Origin of the sequence: Soonwooa sp., assembly GCF_030151385.1 — a bacterium.
In the GTDB taxonomy this organism is placed as follows: domain Bacteria; phylum Bacteroidota; class Bacteroidia; order Flavobacteriales; family Weeksellaceae; genus Soonwooa.
The window spans coordinates 83,395-98,829 of the sequence record NZ_JASLDS010000073.1 but is presented as its reverse complement, the minus strand read 5'-3'; the positions used below and the strand labels follow the sequence as shown (position 1 = coordinate 98,829).

The 15,435-nt window shown below is 35.9% G+C and carries 14 protein-coding genes; 9 read left to right on the top strand and 5 right to left on the bottom strand.

The window, feature by feature from the left end:
• Nucleotides 1-2: 2 nt before the first annotated feature.
• From Q1V95_RS15130 to Q1V95_RS15120, 3 genes are all read left to right on the top strand, one after another.
• Nucleotides 3-464: a hypothetical protein gene (locus Q1V95_RS15130; protein ID WP_300675550.1), complete on the top strand. Its 462-nt coding sequence runs from the start codon at nt 3-5 to the stop codon at nt 462-464.
• 175 nt (nt 465-639) lie between these two features.
• Nucleotides 640-1,296, top strand: a complete 657-nt coding sequence (locus tag Q1V95_RS15125; RefSeq protein WP_300675549.1) for an FCD domain-containing protein — start codon at nt 640-642, stop codon at nt 1,294-1,296.
• A 54-nt stretch (nt 1,297-1,350) separates the two neighbouring features.
• Complete coding sequence (locus Q1V95_RS15120) at nt 1,351-2,565, top strand: MFS transporter (RefSeq protein WP_300675548.1); 1,215 nt, start codon at nt 1,351-1,353, stop codon at nt 2,563-2,565.
• 56 nt (nt 2,566-2,621) lie between these two features.
• Here the strand turns inward: Q1V95_RS15120 and Q1V95_RS15115 are convergent, their stop codons facing one another.
• The 3 genes from Q1V95_RS15115 to Q1V95_RS15105 all read right to left on the bottom strand — a co-directional run bounded on the left by Q1V95_RS15115 (nt 2,622) and on the right by Q1V95_RS15105 (nt 4,999).
• Complete coding sequence (locus Q1V95_RS15115; RefSeq protein ID WP_300675547.1) at nt 2,622-4,040, bottom strand: PLP-dependent aminotransferase family protein; 1,419 nt, start codon at nt 4,038-4,040, stop codon at nt 2,622-2,624.
• A gap of 9 nt (nt 4,041-4,049) precedes the next feature.
• Complete coding sequence (locus Q1V95_RS15110; RefSeq protein WP_300675546.1) at nt 4,050-4,415, bottom strand: hypothetical protein; 366 nt, start codon at nt 4,413-4,415, stop codon at nt 4,050-4,052.
• Nucleotides 4,416-4,516: 101 nt separating this feature from the next.
• Nucleotides 4,517-4,999: a GNAT family N-acetyltransferase gene (locus tag Q1V95_RS15105; RefSeq protein ID WP_300675545.1), complete on the bottom strand. Its 483-nt coding sequence runs from the start codon at nt 4,997-4,999 to the stop codon at nt 4,517-4,519.
• Between the two features lie 324 nt (nt 5,000-5,323).
• On the opposite strand from Q1V95_RS15105, the gene Q1V95_RS15100 reads away from it, so the two are divergent.
• The 5 genes from Q1V95_RS15100 to Q1V95_RS15080 all read left to right on the top strand — a co-directional run bounded on the left by Q1V95_RS15100 (nt 5,324) and on the right by Q1V95_RS15080 (nt 12,173).
• A complete protein-coding gene (locus tag Q1V95_RS15100; RefSeq protein ID WP_300675544.1) occupies nt 5,324-6,799 on the top strand; it encodes an ankyrin repeat domain-containing protein in 1,476 nt (491 codons plus the stop codon).
• Between the two features lie 7 nt (nt 6,800-6,806).
• Nucleotides 6,807-7,298 (top strand): DUF2271 domain-containing protein, encoded by a 492-nt coding sequence (locus Q1V95_RS15095; protein WP_300675543.1) that lies wholly within the window; start codon nt 6,807-6,809, stop codon nt 7,296-7,298.
• Nucleotides 7,299-7,301: 3 nt separating this feature from the next.
• On the top strand, nt 7,302-9,488 hold the full coding sequence (locus tag Q1V95_RS15090) for a PepSY domain-containing protein (RefSeq protein ID WP_300675542.1): 2,187 nt from the start codon (nt 7,302-7,304) through the stop codon (nt 9,486-9,488).
• Nucleotides 9,489-9,661: 173 nt separating this feature from the next.
• Nucleotides 9,662-10,840, top strand: a complete 1,179-nt coding sequence (locus Q1V95_RS15085) for an MFS transporter (RefSeq protein ID WP_300675541.1) — start codon at nt 9,662-9,664, stop codon at nt 10,838-10,840.
• A gap of 361 nt (nt 10,841-11,201) precedes the next feature.
• On the top strand, nt 11,202-12,173 hold the full coding sequence (locus Q1V95_RS15080; protein WP_300675540.1) for an FAD:protein FMN transferase: 972 nt from the start codon (nt 11,202-11,204) through the stop codon (nt 12,171-12,173).
• Between the two features lie 17 nt (nt 12,174-12,190).
• Here the strand turns inward: Q1V95_RS15080 and Q1V95_RS15075 are convergent, their stop codons facing one another.
• The gene (locus tag Q1V95_RS15075) at nt 12,191-14,221 is read right to left on the bottom strand and encodes a TonB-dependent receptor (protein WP_300675539.1); all 2,031 of its coding nucleotides are present in this window, start codon (nt 14,219-14,221) and stop codon (nt 12,191-12,193) included.
• 71 nt (nt 14,222-14,292) lie between these two features.
• On the bottom strand, nt 14,293-14,493 hold the full coding sequence (locus Q1V95_RS15070; RefSeq protein ID WP_300675538.1) for a hypothetical protein: 201 nt from the start codon (nt 14,491-14,493) through the stop codon (nt 14,293-14,295).
• A 288-nt stretch (nt 14,494-14,781) separates the two neighbouring features.
• Here Q1V95_RS15070 and Q1V95_RS15065 point away from each other — a divergent pair, with 288 nt between their 5' ends.
• On the top strand, nt 14,782-15,423 hold the full coding sequence (locus Q1V95_RS15065; RefSeq protein ID WP_300675537.1) for an outer membrane beta-barrel protein: 642 nt from the start codon (nt 14,782-14,784) through the stop codon (nt 15,421-15,423).
• Nucleotides 15,424-15,435 lie beyond the last annotated feature (12 nt).

Genomic DNA, 15,435 nt, shown 5'->3' with positions numbered 1-15,435 from the left:
TTATGAAATTCGGCTTATCTATTTTTTGCGTTTTCTTTTTTGCAAGTTTTGGTTTTGCACAACTTTTCTCAATAGATGATTTGTCTAAACTGAATGCAATGACCGAAACTGATTTTCAAAATGAAATGAAAAAGTATCAATTTTCTGGTTTTGATACTGTTGAATCCGATGCTAGCCGAATACTGATTTATAGCAATGATTATGAGCATTTTGCCATTGCAAAAGCGATTTCAAAAACCAAGAAATCTGCATCGAAAGTGATTTATAGTTTTGGTAATAAAGTCTTTTATGATAAATATTTAAGCTTAGTTTCAGACTTAAAATATCAGCCAATTGTCCAAGAACAATTTGATGGCGAAACAATTATGCATTTCAGAAAAGGAAATCAACTGCTTGATTTAATAACAACTCAAGATCCAGAAACCAATTCTAATATGTATAAAATTGAAGTTTCACAAGAATAAAATAAAGCCTGAACAAATTTTAATGTTCAGGCTTTTCTTTATTCGGTAACCAAATTCTTTCTTTGCTTCTTAAAGTTTAAATTTAATTTTAATTAAATTCTATTCTTGAATAAAATTTCCCAATTCAAAATTTTATCTTAGCTTTGCAGACGTCAGATGATAGGATGTCGAAGTTATGAATCAACCAATACAAAGAAAAAGTCTTGCAACAGAAGTTGCCGATTTATTGAAACACCGCATTAGAAGTGGTGCTTTTGCGGTTGATGCTAAATTACCTCCAGAGCCTGAGTTGATGAAGGAGTTTGGGGTTGGTCGATCAACGGTGCGTGAAGCGATTAAGCTTCTTAGTAATGCTGGATTTGTTGTGGTAAAGCACGGTCTGGGGACTTTTGTTGTCAGTCGTCATGGTACAGATGCTTTGCAAGAAGAAATTAAAAATGCCGATTTTGCGGAAATTTTTGAGGTTAGACGTATTTTAGAACTTCAAATTATTGAGAAATCGGTAGCAAATAGAAGTGGCGAAGATGTTGCGCTATTGCATAAAAACCTTGACGATCGTAAAAAATATGCTTCAGAAGATAATTTGTTGGATTGTATAGAAGCGGATATTAATTTCCATATCAACATTGCCAATGCTTGTGGAAATCGAATTTTGGCGTCGCTTTATAAAACGTTGTCACAGCATCTTGTGGAGTTTTTTAACGTTGTTCATAAGGATACAAAACCTTTTTTGGACTCGCAAGAAGCACATGAATTACTTTTAGAAGGTATCGAAGAGCAAAACATAGACAAAGCTCAGAAAGCAGCTCAAGTAATTTTAGGAAGAATTTAAATGCTAAAAAAATTTAAAACAAGACATCAGATGATGTGATGTCGAAAAATAATTATGAATAATACAAAAAACTCAACTTTAAGCGCAAACCAAACGGTATTTCCGATTTTGTTTGCAATCAGCTTTTCACACATGCTGAATGACTTGATGCAATCGGTGATTCCTGCGGTTTATCCAATTTTAAAAGAGAATTATGCTTTAAGTTTTACACAAATTGGGATTATCACGTTGGTTTTCCAATTGACGGCTTCTATTTTGCAACCTTTTGTAGGTCTATACACCGATAAACATCCTAATCCAAAATCCTTGGCATTCGGAATGATGTTCTCGTTCTGTGGTTTGCTTTGTATTGCCTTTGCATCCAACTTTTATTACATTTTGGCTTCCGTAAGTTTAATCGGAATGGGATCGTCAATTTTTCATCCTGAAGCTTCACGTGTAGCGCATTTGGCATCAGGCGGAAAGAAAGGTTTGGCACAATCTATCTTCCAAGTTGGTGGAAACTTCGGAGGTGCTATCGGACCTTTATTGGCAGCACTAATTATTCTTCCGTTTGGACAGAAATTTATTGGCTGGTTCGGGGTTTTAGCGATTTTGGGAATAATTGTTCTTACTTTTGTAGGGAAGTGGTACGGTGAAAATTTAACAAAGAAAAGCAATTCAAAATCATCTAATCAAGTTGTTGCTCAAAGTCCAGTTTCTAAAAATAGAGTGGTTATTTCCATCATAATTTTGCTTGTTTTGGTATTTTCAAAATACTTCTACATGGCTTCTATGACCAGTTATTTTACATTTTATTTAATTGATAAATTTAACGTAAGCGTTCAACAATCGCAGTTGTATCTCTTTGCATTTTTGGCTTCAGTTGCGGCAGGAACCATTTTAGGTGGTCCACTCGGCGATCGTTACGGACGAAAAGTAATTATTTGGGTTTCTATTTTAGGAGCAGCGCCGTTTACGCTGTTGTTACCACACGTTGGTTTGACGATGACGATTATTTTAGCCGTAATTATCGGACTTATTATTTCTTCGGCATTCTCCGCGATTTTGGTTTATGCAACCGAACTTATTCCTGGTAAAGTTGGCTTGGTTGCTGGTCTTTTCTTTGGTTTGGCATTTGGAATGGGCGGAATTGGCTCTGCCGTTTTGGGTTGGCTTGCTGATAAAACAAGTATCGAATATGTATTTCAAATCTGTGCCTACTTGCCGTTGATTGGTATTATTACGGGATTTCTTCCAAACATTGAAGGAACTAAGAAAAAGAAATAGTTGAAGCATTGAATATAAGATAAAAAGCATCATTCCAGAAATGATGCTTTTGTTTTTCACCGATAATTTTTTATTAAATCACCCAGTTTTTTCAAATCTTGTTCAACCTTATCCGTCCATTCCATGGCATAATTGAGGCGCATGCAGTTTTGATATTGCTGATGTTGAGAAAACATTCGCCCAGGCGCAAACGTAATATTCTGTCGAAACGCAACTTCGTACAAATTTTCTGTACAAATCTTTTTATCAAGCTCCAACCAAAGCATAAAACCGCCTTTAGGTTGAGAAATTTTGATGTTATCAGGGAAATACATTTCCACAGCTCGTCGGAATTGTAAAAAATTGGAATACAATTTACTTCTAAAACTTCGCAAATGATGGTCGTAACGTCCGAATTCTAAAAAGTCGGCGATGACTTCCGACATTAATGACGGAGAACAAACGGTTTGTGAAATCTTCTGACTGATAATTTGATTTTTAAACTTTCCAGGAGCCAGCCAACCAACGCGATAACCAGGCGCCAAAGTTTTTGAAACCGACGCACTCCAAAGTACCAAGCCCTCCTCATCATAAAATTTGCAAGGTTTTGGACGTCCCGAACCAAAATACAAATTCCCGTGAATATCGTCTTCTATTAGTGGAATATGATAGTGAGCGAGCATTTTTACCAATTCTTTTTTATGTTCATCTGGCATCAAATAGCCCAGTGGATTGTGAAAATTCGTTACAAACAAACAAGCTGAAATTTTTGGCAAAACCTTTTTCAAAGCATCTAAATCGACGCCCAAAATTGGGTCTGTCGGAATTTCAATGGCACGTAAACCCAATAAATTTAAAGCTTGTAAGAAACCAAAATAAGCAGGCGTTTCAATAGCAACAGCATCGCCAGGTTTGGTTACTGCTAGCAAACTCAAATAGATGGCATTCATCGCACCAGAAGTGATCACAAGGTCATCGTCCGTGATTTTTCCCTCCAAAACCATCGCCCATTTTGCAATACCTTTGCGCAGACGTTCGTTTCCTTGCACAGGTTCGTACGAAGTCCCTGCATCACTGCGTTTTCGAACAACATTCGCTAAAGTTTTGTTCAATTTTGCAACAGGCAAAAGATTCGCGCCAGGAATACTCAACCCAAATTGTGTAACATTCGGATTGCTAATAGTTTTCATGATTTTTTCGGCTAAATCTTCGGCTTCCTCAATATTGACTTCTGCATCCACCTTTGAAACCGTTGGCAAAGACAATTTTGGCTGTGTTAAAGGACCAACAAAGAATCCAGACCTTGGTTTTGCTCTAATAAGCGAACGACTTTCCAATTCCAAATAGGCAGATTTTGCAGTATTCAGGCTTACATTATAGAGTTTTTGGGCGCTTCTTACGGACGGCAATTTGTCGCCGACTTTCAAAACGCCTTTTTCAATTTGGTCCTGAATCGCTTTTGCAATATTCAAATACAGAATGCTGTCGTTTGCCATAAATTTATTTTAAGAATTCATCCAAAAAATAAAACTTTCGATGCTTGCTCCCAATTGTTCAGGGTTTTTAAAATTTCCGGTTTGCTTTTCTTCAATATAATTATTGAGAATGCTTGATATTTCCGATTGTTCGTCGGTCGAAATTTTCGCTAAATCAAAAATTTTATACTTTATTTTTTGTTCCTCATTCAGCACCAAACTTGCAAAACCAAGCACTTTTTTATCTTTACTAAACTGAACAATAGGAAGTCCGAAATTTCGGTCCACTTTATTCAAATTATTCAGCTCCAAATAGCTCTTTACCAAGTAAGCGATATTGTCGATATAGACTTGCGAATAACTTATCTGTTGGTTTTTTATCGTTGCATTTTCCATAATTTCATCTTTTATTAAGTCAAAATTAGGCGATGCTAAATAATGGATACAGATACAAAAATAATAAAAACTATGGTTACAGATTAATTTTAAATTAAAATTTAAAATTCAATAATCATAGCAATATTGGTGCGTTCATAAGGTGAAGCTATCCAGTCTACTTTTTTGAAGCCAAGTCTGTCGTAGAGCCTCATTGCAGAATCCAGTTTGGTATTGCTTACCAGAAAAATGTTGTCAGCAGATTTATTTTTAGCCCAATCAATTGCTGCTTTCCCGAGTAGAAAACCTGCGCCTTTTCCTTGTGCGAGCGGACTAACAGCCATTTTCGCCATTTCGTAATCAAGTCCTTTTTGGTCGGATTTCATAACAGCACAAACGCCGATAACTTTATTTAATTCAGAATCAAAAGCTATGAAAATTTCACCTCCTTTATCAATAATATATTCTTGAGGTTGCTCTAACACAGTGTAATCGGAAGTTTCCATTTCAAAAAAAGTAGAAATCCATTCGACATTTAGGTCTTTAAAAGCTTCTGCAAATTGAGGTTGAAAAGTTAGAATTTGGATGGTATTTTCAGTTGTCATTTTATTTAATTTTAAACAAATCTAAGGTTTAAAATAAGTAGGGTACAGATACAGAAAAGTGTAATTTCAATGGTTACAGATTTTAATTGAATTTCTAATTGATGCAGTTAATGATGATTTTAATGTTTTTTTATACTCTATTGGAGCGTACTATTAATAGAAATATTGACATCAATACAATTTTGCAAACCCATTTTCTAAACATTCAAAACCTGCAATATGTCATTTTTCGCAGATTTGTTTTGGTGGTGGACTAATTATTCTTAATTTTGTTATTTATAATTATTATAAATAAAATTAACAACGAATTTTTAATTTTAGCCTATGAAAAAGATGTTCTTTGCCGCTGTATTTTTAGTGGCTGCCGTATTTGGAAAAGCTCAAAAAAATACTTTATTGGATGGTGGTTTTTGGAAAAACAATCCTGATTTAGAAACTGTAAAAGCTGAAATCGCTAAAGGAAACAGCCCATCACAACAAAACGGAGGCTTCTTTGACCCTGTTGTAATGGCGATTAATAATAAGGTTTCTACGCCGGTTATTCAATTTATGGTGGAGCAATCTGGTAATTCTGTGGATAAAAAAACGCACCATTCCAGAACTTATTTGCAGTGGGCGGCGGCTTCTGGAAATTTAGAATTGGTGAATTACCTTTTGTCTAAAGGCTCGGATGTTCATTATAAAGATAGTCACGGTTTGTCGGTTATCGAATACGCTGCCGAAGGTGGAAATCAAAACACGGCTGTTTTTGATGCTTTAATAAAAGCTGGTGCAGACCCAAAAGCTAAGGATGAAGAAGGAACTTCTTTAATTATGATGAGCATTGCCAACGATACCGATCTTAAATTAGCAAATTATTTCGTGGCTAAAGGTTTATCGCTTCAAGATAAAGATGCTGCGGGGAGAACGGTTGCGGATTATGCGATGAAATTGGGAAATTTTCAAATTTTAGACCAACTAATTGCAAAAGGTGTAAAGCCAACCAACCAAGCTTTGTTCTTTGCAACGCAAGGTTCACGTATGAAAAGTAATGGATTGGACGTTTTCCAAACTTTGGTAGAGAAATATAAATTGAATCCAAAGACTTTAAATCCGAGTGGTGCAACGATTTTAAATTCGTTAGCGAGAAGACCAAATCTTGAAATTATTCAATATTTTTTAAATAAAGGTGTTGATGCAAGCATTGCCGACAAAGAAGGAAATACTGCATTAATGGTTGCTGCGCAAGGAAAAGATGCAAAAGTTATCGAAGCACTTTTGGCAAAATCTAAAAATGTAAATGCTGCCAATGCAAAAGGCGAAACCGCACTTATGAAAGCGATGGAAAATGGTTCTGCGGATGTTGCTGAGTTGTTAATTAAAAACGGTGCAAACGCAAAAGCTGTCGATAAAGCTGGAAATTCTTTGGCGTATTATTGGTTCAGTTCTTATAAAGCGAATCCAGAAGCGATTGCAGATTTTAATGCAAAACAAACTTTGGTGCAATCTGCAGGTATCGATTTTAAAGCAACTCCTAAAAATGGAAACTCTTTATTATTGTTGGCTGTTGATAAAGGTGACATCGATTTGGTGAAAAAAGCAGCAGAGTTGGGCGTTAATATTAATGCACAAGATGCCGATGGAAACTCAGCTTTGCACAAAGCAGCTTTGGTTTCTAAGGATGATAAAATGCTAAAAACTTTGGTGGATTTGGGTGTTAAAAAAGATTTAAAAACTGAATTCGATGAAACAGCTTACGACCTTGCTAAAAACAATGAATTTTTAACTAAAAACAAAGTATCAATCGACTTTTTGAAATAATATTAAAATGAAAAATAATTTTAAATTAATCATATTCAGCATTTTTGCGATGCTATTTTCTAATAGCATTTTTGCGCAAACTTCAAAATACAAAACCATGATTCAAATGGATGCCTATTCTGGAAAAAACGCGTATGTTGTGATTTCGTTAATCAATCCAAAAGGGCAGTACGAGCAGACTTTGGGCGTTTTGGGCGATGATAACGAATGGTATAATACATTGAAAGAGTGGGATAAATTTCAGAAAGTTAAAAAACAAAAACTGAACGGCATTACAGGCGCTTCGGTTGGAGGTGGCGCAAGAGCAACGCGCGTTATCGAATTTGATTCTTCGAAATTGGACAAAGGTTACAAAATCCGTTTTGAATCTGCTGTGGAAACGCAGAAATATTATAGTAAGGATGCCGAAGTACCGCTATCTTCGGACGTTTTGGACAGTAAAACTGCAGTTGCAGGAACAGGATATATCAAAGCAATCCGATTTTTAAAAGTTCAGTAAAAAATGACGTTATCCATTTGGCGGTATTCGCATTTGGCATTGGCAATTATTTCGTCGGCATTTCTCTTGATTTTATCGGTTACGGGCGTTATTTTGGCGTACGATGCCATTCAGGAAAAATCGCCCGCTTATCGAGTTGAGAATTTTCAGGAACTCAATCTGGGAAAAGTTTTGCCGACGCTTCGCAATTCGTATTCCGAAGTTATTGAAGTCAAAATAGACCACAACGATTTCGTGACCATCGATGCGATGGACGACAACGGAAATCCAATAAAAGGCTATATCAACCCAAATTCTGGAAAGAAAATTGGCGATATAAAACCCAAAAGCGACTTCATTAATTGGACGACCGCTTTGCACCGTTCGCTGTTTTTGAAAGAAACGGGAAGAACGATTGTTGGCGTGGTTTCGTTTATTTTGTTCTTGATTTCGATAAGTGGTTTTGTCCTAATTTTAAAACGTCAGCAAGGGATAAAACATTTTTTTACAAAGATTAAAAAAGATTTTTTCTCACAATATTTTCATGTCGTTTCGGGGAGATTGTTGTTGATTCCGATTTTAGTGATTGCCTTAACGGGAACCATTATTTTCATGGTTCGATTGGATTTTTTTAAAGGTGAAAATCAAGAGATAAAACATACTGTAAAAGCTGGTGAAGCCAAGGATTTAAAAGATATTCCTTTCTTTAAAAATACAGCTTTGGCGGATGTTGAGCGCATCGAATTTCCGTTTGTCCCTGATGATGAAGCCGAACCTTTTATCGTTCATTTAAAAGATAAAACCGTTTCGGTGAATCAAGTCACCGGCGAGATTATTTCTGAGACCAAATATCCGTATTCTGCGGTTTTAGAAAAGATAAATCTCGATTTACATACAGGGAAAACAAGCCGTGTTTGGGCATTTATTTTAGGTTTAGCCTCATTAAATATTGTATTTTTTATTTACACTGGTTTTGTGATTATGTTTCGCAGAACTCGAACTAAAATTAAAAATCAATACAAAAGCAAAGACGCCGAAATCATTTTGTTGGTCGGTTCTGAGAATGGTACAACTTTAACTTTTGCAGATAATATTCATAAACAATTGTTGGGGCAAGGGAAGAAATCTTTTTTGGCTCAAATGAATCAATATGAAACTTATCCAAATGCGCAACAGTTGGTGATTTTTACGTCGACGTACGGACTTGGTGAAGCGCCAACGAATGCCAATCGTTTTGAAAGTTTGGTTAAAAAGACGCCTCAAAATCATCCGATTTCGTTTTCGGTGGTTGGTTTTGGTTCAAAATCTTATGCCGATTATTGTGAATATGCAGTTTCGGTGAATCAACTTTTGAATGAACAATCTTGGGCAACCGAATTGGTGAATTTATGTACGGTAAACGATAGGTCAACGCAAGAATTTGTGCATTGGGCGCAACTTTGGAGCGAAAATAGTCTTCTGGCTTTGGCAACTGCACCAACAGTTTATGAAGCAAAAATTCCGAATGTTAAGGAATTTGAAGTGATGGAAAAATCGACTCCAACAGAAGAAAATTCTACTTTTAAAATTGTTTTAAAACCAACTAAAAAGCAAAGTTTTGAATCAGGAGATTTGCTTGCCATTTATCCTGAAAACAATAATAAAGAGCGTTTTTATTCGGTTGGAAAAGTGGGACAAAATATTCAATTGATTGTTAAATTATTTCCAAATGGTTTAGGTTCCGAATACTTGAATCAATTAAAAATCGGTTCCAAAATCAACGGTCGAATCATGGAAAATGCAAAATTCCATTTGCTAAAAGAGGTTCAAACGATTGCAATGATTGCAAATGGAACTGGAATCGCACCATTTTTAGGAATGATTGACGAAAATTCGAGCAAGAAAAATATTAGACTGTATTCTGGTTTTAGGTTTGATAATTCACAAGCCAAAGAATATCAAAAATTTGCAGAAGAACAGCGATCTAAAGGACAATTAGACCAATTGCAATTGGCTTTTTCTCGTGAAGAAAACAAGCAATATGTGATGGATTTAATTAAAAATGATGAAGCTTATTTCGCTGATTTACTGAAAAATAAAGGAATCATTATGATTTGTGGTGCCTTAAAAATGCAACGCGATGTTGAAAAAGTTTTAGAAGAAATCACTTTAAAATACCACCAGCAACCCCTAAGTTTTTACGAAAACCAAATTCTAACGGATTGCTATTAGGTCGATTTTGATTAAGCCTTGTCAAGGTTCAAAACCTTGACAAGGCTTTTTAATATTATATTTTCGAATAAATCTTTGTTTTTCTTTGCGTTAAAAAAAATCCCAATTAACATCATTTACAAAAGCTTTTGCTTGAGTTCTGATTTTCCTAAATGATACTTTAAATTTGCAGCATGCAAAATTCTACTCAGAAAGAACTTTCACGATTTCAGATTTTAATAATGTCAATAACGGCGGGCGTTAGCGTTGCCAATTTGTATTATGTACAACCCATTTTGGACGAAGTCGCGCATTCTTTACAAAAATCCGAAAACGAAGTTGGCTTGCTTCCCGCTTTGGCGCAGGCTGGCTATGGTTTAGGCTTGTTTTTTATCACACCTTATGGCGATAAATTCGACCGCAAAAAGTTAATTCTTATCATGCTTTTTGTTTTGGTTTTGGCACTTTTCGGAATGGCTTTTATCAATAATCTTTATGGAATTTTCGCGATGAGTTTAATTATTGGCGCGATGGGAGCGGCGGCGCAAGTCATAATGCCGATGGCGGCAACTTTAGCGACAAAGGACAAAGGAAAAATCGTAGGAACTGTTTTTACAGGCTTACTTTCAGGGATTTTGTTGGCACGTGTTCTCAGTGGTTATAGCGCGAGATTGTGGGGTTGGCATTCCATTTATATTATTTCGGCTTGCGTGGTTTTGGTGATGATGGTGCTCGTTTATTTTACGTTGCCAAACGTCGGAACACAGTTTTCGGGAAGTTACGGACAGCTTTTAAAAAGTACTATTTTTCAGTTTAAAAGATTCGGAACTCTGCGTCGATTGTCGATTTTAGGAGCTTTGGTATTTGGAGTATTTTGTTCATTTTGGACAACGATAACATTCCACCTCAGTGGCGAACCATTCTTTTTGAAAAGTGATAAAATTGGATTGTTGGGAATTGTCGCTTTGGGAGGTGCTTTGCTGGCGCCAGTTTTTGGAAAGAGAGCAGACAAAGGAAATCCAGCGCGAGGAATTTTGTTCAGCGTCCTTTTGGTGGTAGTTTCCGTGATTATGATGATGTTGTTTCCATCAAATATTTGGATGATCGTTTTGTCGGTTTTTGTGATGGATGTTGGAGTGCAAGCGATGCAAATCACGAATATTGCGACGATTTACACCTTAGACGAGTCTGCAAATAGCCGAATAAATACGGTTTATATGACGTGTTACTTTATTGGTGGTGCTTTGGGAACTGTAATTGGCGTTAATTGTTGGAAAGCTGGTGGCTGGAATTTGGTTTTAATTCAATTTGCTGTTTTGCTTGTTGTAGCGTTAATTATTGCTTTTTTCCATTTAAAAGCGAAAAAGAAATAAAAGCTATGTTACTTAAAAAGAGACATTTTTTTAACATTAAGAAATTAAGATTTTTACGTGGACTCACTTAAAGAATTTAACAAAAATCAATTTATTGATTTCTTATAATAATAAACAGTTTTGTTTTCTAAATTTGACTACGTCGAACCTTAAGGTTTCTTAATGTTTAAATAAGAATAAACTCCGTTTATTTTGTTTAAGTTCGACGTAGTCAAATTCTTTTTAAGAATGTAAAAACAGATGTTAATTTGAAATGTTTTTTAATTGAGCGTAAGCGAAATTTGCGTCTTAAAAACGTATTGTGATTTGAATCATTTTTGCGACTTAGCCTTTAACTTATTAAAATTTGAAATACTTAAAAATGAAATTTACATTCAAACATATTTACGTTTTCGTTTTACTTTTTTTAAGTGAAATTGTTTTTGCGCAAAAGTCCGTTATGGTCGAGCGTCAAGTGACTTTGATGGGTTCGGTTTTTAATATTACTTTGGTGGACAAAGATTCGGTGAGTGCAAATAAAAACATTGATTTGACCATTGCAGAGATTTCAAGAATTGAAAATTTAATATCCGAGTGGCAACCGCATACTCAAATTTCGCAAGTCAATCAAAATGCAGGAATACAGCCTGTGAAAGTCGATAAGGAAGTTTTTGACCTTACAAAACGTGCTATTGATTATTCTAAAATGTCGAATGGTGCTTTTGATATTTCAACGGTTTCGATGGATAAAATTTGGCGTTTTGATGGTTCAATAACGGAAATGCCAAGTGCGGAATCCATTAAAAAATCCATTGCCAATGTCGATTATCGCAATATTATTTTGGATTCTGTAAACTCAACAATTTATCTTAAAAATAAAGGTATGAAAATCGGTTTTGGCTCAATAGGAAAAGGCTATGCCGCAGATAAGGGTCGAGAATTAATGCAAAGTAAAGGTGTAATTGCGGGAATTGTAAATGCGTCAGGCGATATTGCGACTTGGGGAACGCAAATCAACGGAAAGCCTTGGGCAATCGGTATTCGCAATCCTTTTCAGCATCAAAAACTAATAAAGATTTTAAAACTTAAAAATTCTGGTGTTGCCACATCTGGCAGTTATGAAAAGTACGCCGAAATCAATGGTGTTCGTTATTCGCATATTATTAATCCTAAAACAGGTTTTCCTGCGACTGGATTAACGAGCGTGACCATCGTTGGTGAGTCTTCGGAATTTTGCAATGCGTTAAGCACATCTATTATGGTTTTAGGTGAAAAAGAAGGACTGAATTTAGTCCGAAAGTTCCCTAAATATCGTTATTTGTTGATAACTGACCAAGGGAAAATAAGAAAGTAATTCAGTCCTTTTTTAATTTAGAAATTCACGAAAACGCCGAGGTTAAAACTTCTTCCTCGTTCCAAAATTCGTTGTTGATTATTACTGCTCAAAGTTCTGCTCAAATGCTCTGCATAAGCACGATTGAACAGATTACTGACTTCAACTTGAAATTTTATATTTTTCTGAATACTAAAATTCGTGTACAAATCAACCACTGAGAAATCAGGCGTTTTTAATTCTTTAAAATCAGTATTCACACGGTTTTGAGCACCCGAAAAACGGTAATTAACTCCATAAGAAAATTGCTGATACTGACCCTCAAAATTCCATTTTAAATTAAGTGGTGCAATCTCTGCTAAAGGCATTTTACTATCCAAATCTTCGGCATAAGTGTAGGCAACGGCAATATCCGTTTTGTATTTTGGTGAAAATTGCCATTGCAAACGTGCTTCAACACCTGCTTTCATCGCTTTTTCAATATTCTGGATTTGTCTTACACCAGGACTTTGCATAGAGTTCGCTTTGATGTTGGGATTAACCACCGCACCAATGTAATTTTGCATGAAGGCATAAAAAACATCGGTTTGGAAATGGAAATTCGACGTGTGGAAAGTATAAATTAAATCTGCTTGATTATTGGTTTCAGGCTTTACCAAAGGATTTCCGACAACATCATAATTGTCATTTCCTACAGGAAAACGGTTGATAAACTGCTCCGTCAAGCTTCCGCTTCGTTGTGCCCGACCAAGCCAAATTGCCAAATCCGAATGCGCTCCAAATCGCTGCTGATAACCCAAACTAAAACTATGATTCAGTTGGTCGCTCTTCATACTGCCGTACAACTGCGTGAAAAGTTTTGACATTTCGCCCGCATTGGCAGAATTGTAATCCATTCTGTAGGAAGCTGTCAGTTTTGAAGTTTCAAAATTCTTCGAAAACTCATTAAACCAACCCACTTGGTCGATGTGAGAATCTTGCCACGATGTTCCGTCACTCGGCATCATCATTGGCATTTTCATAACTGATGCTGTGTTTTCGGCTTGTTCATGTTTATAGTCAAAACCAGAATACAAGTTCCAAGAATTTTTGCCCCATTTGCTTTCAATTCTGCCACCAAAAGTTTTCGAAGCAACATCGCTTACCATCATTCTCGCTGGATCGCCCATCGAATGATGAACCTGCGTGAAATAAGCATTATAAGACATTTCTTTTAAAAGTGAATTTTTGTAAAAACTCTTATGATTCAGTTGCGTCATCCAAGTTTTATCATAAATTAAATCCATTTTCAAAGCTGCAAATTCTACATTTCGCCCTTGATTGGTGTTAACTTGAAGACTCGTAATTTGATTGTCCGACCATTTGTATTGAAGTTTGGACCCCACCGAATAGCGCTTGAAAGCCGAGCGAACTTCGTTGCCATTTCCGTCTTTGTATCGGTCGCCATCGTTGTAACTGCCAAATAAATCGAAATTAAATTTTTTAGAAGTCAATTGCGACATCAATTCGTTTCTGAAAATAGAACCATTGCTATCATAACTACTCGAAAATCGATTTTTAAGCTCTACTTTATCCGTAAAAACTGGCTTTTCTGAAATAAAATTTATCGTTCCGCCCAAAGTAGAACCAAAACGGAATTGGTAAGGACCTTTGTAGATTTGGGCTTCTGTGACGCTGTTCATATTCACTTGCGAAATCGACGGATCCATACGGCTCGGACAAGCGTTAATCGCATAAGCGGCGCCATCGGTTACAATATTCAGTTGTTCATATTTAAAACCTCTCAAAACTGGGTCTGTTCCGAAGTTTCCAGCTTTTTTAATACCTGAAATTTCGGGTAGAGTTTTAAGGAAATTTCCGGCGTCGTGGTCGAGAAGTTGGGTCGAACTAACTTTTATTTGTTTTGAATTTTGATGATTTTGAATATTTAATTTCGTGATTTTCACCATTTCGATATTCTGAATTTTTGTGCTGTCTTGCTCTTGCGCTTGCACAAAGTTGAAGCTTGCCACCGAGCAGAATAAGCCGAAACCTATTGTGCAAATGGCTTTTTGTTGTTTTAGTAACATGTTTTGTATTGTTGAATAATTACTTTGCTGGATTCATTACAAATCCTGCGTCGAAAAAATAATTTGAAAAATTATCCAACAATGGGAGGCTCTTCCAACAATTTTGCAGTTGGAGATTGATAGAAATCGGTAATGAAATTTATTTTTTCTTTTTGAACAAAAGATTTTTCAATTTGAAGAGAAATAGCATCTGGAATTGGATTTAAGAAAATAAAATCGCTACAGATTTTTAGAAGTTGAGAATTGGCTGGCGCTTGCTCGTTTTTGGACATTTGACACTTTCCGTGGCACTGCATTTGTGGCCTGCTTTTGTTCTCGCAATGCAATTCATAAAAATCCTGATTCATAGAATAATCCACCCACAATAATGCAGATTGACTACTGCAAAACAACAGCAGACTTGAAAACACTATGGAAAACCAAATTTTCATAGCACAAATGTATCATCAATTTGTGCAAATTGGAATATGAATTTAATCATTTTAAAATAAAATACTTTTTAGTCTTTTATTTTTACATTTACATCGTTTAAAAATTGTATCAATTAAAAATGAGTCATTATGAGACGATTAATTCTTTTAGCAAGTATCGTTGGCATTGGGCTTTTGAAAGCTCAAGTTCCAAAAGGAACACAATATGTTTCTGGCCAAATAGGTTTTTCCACTACCAAAAATCATTCGAATAACAGCAGCGTGGAATCGTATAAGTTTTTGCCAACTTATGGCTATTTCTTCGCACCGAGTTGGGCGATTGTGATGAGTGCGGGTTATAAGCAGGAAACGGAGAAAACACAATCCCAAAATGCAAATTTAGATTTGCAGGATCTAGAATCGGTAAGTTCAGCTTTGGTTGTAACGCCATCGCTGCGTCGATTTTGGGTGTTGGATGATAAGTTTAGCTTGTTCTGCCAATTGGATTTTCCTCTAGAATTTGGGAATGTGAAATCTACAAGCCGCTTGGATAATAGTGGAGTAGAGGTTTCTAGCACGAAAAACTCTTATTCTAGTTATGGAGTGAGTGTGAAGCCTGGCATCGACTATTTCCTTAATCGTCGCTGGAAAATAGCAGCAAGTCTCGGCGAAATTGGCTATTATAACACACATTTCAAGGAAAGCAATACGAATAAAAACCGTTTTAATTTCGAAGGCAATTTTTCGAGTGTTCAGTTTGCGGTGAAGTATATTATTCCTGCTAAAAAGTAATCTGAGAATTGT

What these genes read in the sequence shown, in the direction of transcription:
- Q1V95_RS15130 (WP_300675550.1), top strand. Translation starts at nt 3, where the DNA reads ATGAAATTCGGCTTATCTATTTTTTGCGTTTTCTTTTTTGCAAGTTTT.
- Q1V95_RS15125 (WP_300675549.1), top strand. Translation starts at nt 640, where the DNA reads ATGAATCAACCAATACAAAGAAAAAGTCTTGCAACAGAAGTTGCCGAT.
- Q1V95_RS15120 (WP_300675548.1), top strand. Translation starts at nt 1,351, where the DNA reads ATGAATAATACAAAAAACTCAACTTTAAGCGCAAACCAAACGGTATTT.
- Q1V95_RS15115 (WP_300675547.1), bottom strand. Translation starts at nt 4,040, where the DNA reads ATGGCAAACGACAGCATTCTGTATTTGAATATTGCAAAAGCGATTCAG.
- Q1V95_RS15110 (WP_300675546.1), bottom strand. Translation starts at nt 4,415, where the DNA reads ATGGAAAATGCAACGATAAAAAACCAACAGATAAGTTATTCGCAAGTC.
- Q1V95_RS15105 (WP_300675545.1), bottom strand. Translation starts at nt 4,999, where the DNA reads ATGACAACTGAAAATACCATCCAAATTCTAACTTTTCAACCTCAATTT.
- Q1V95_RS15100 (WP_300675544.1), top strand. Translation starts at nt 5,324, where the DNA reads ATGAAAAAGATGTTCTTTGCCGCTGTATTTTTAGTGGCTGCCGTATTT.
- Q1V95_RS15095 (WP_300675543.1), top strand. Translation starts at nt 6,807, where the DNA reads ATGAAAAATAATTTTAAATTAATCATATTCAGCATTTTTGCGATGCTA.
- Q1V95_RS15090 (WP_300675542.1), top strand. Translation starts at nt 7,302, where the DNA reads ATGACGTTATCCATTTGGCGGTATTCGCATTTGGCATTGGCAATTATT.
- Q1V95_RS15085 (WP_300675541.1), top strand. Translation starts at nt 9,662, where the DNA reads ATGCAAAATTCTACTCAGAAAGAACTTTCACGATTTCAGATTTTAATA.
- Q1V95_RS15080 (WP_300675540.1), top strand. Translation starts at nt 11,202, where the DNA reads ATGAAATTTACATTCAAACATATTTACGTTTTCGTTTTACTTTTTTTA.
- Q1V95_RS15075 (WP_300675539.1), bottom strand. Translation starts at nt 14,221, where the DNA reads ATGTTACTAAAACAACAAAAAGCCATTTGCACAATAGGTTTCGGCTTA.
- Q1V95_RS15070 (WP_300675538.1), bottom strand. Translation starts at nt 14,493, where the DNA reads ATGTCCAAAAACGAGCAAGCGCCAGCCAATTCTCAACTTCTAAAAATC.
- Q1V95_RS15065 (WP_300675537.1), top strand. Translation starts at nt 14,782, where the DNA reads ATGAGACGATTAATTCTTTTAGCAAGTATCGTTGGCATTGGGCTTTTG.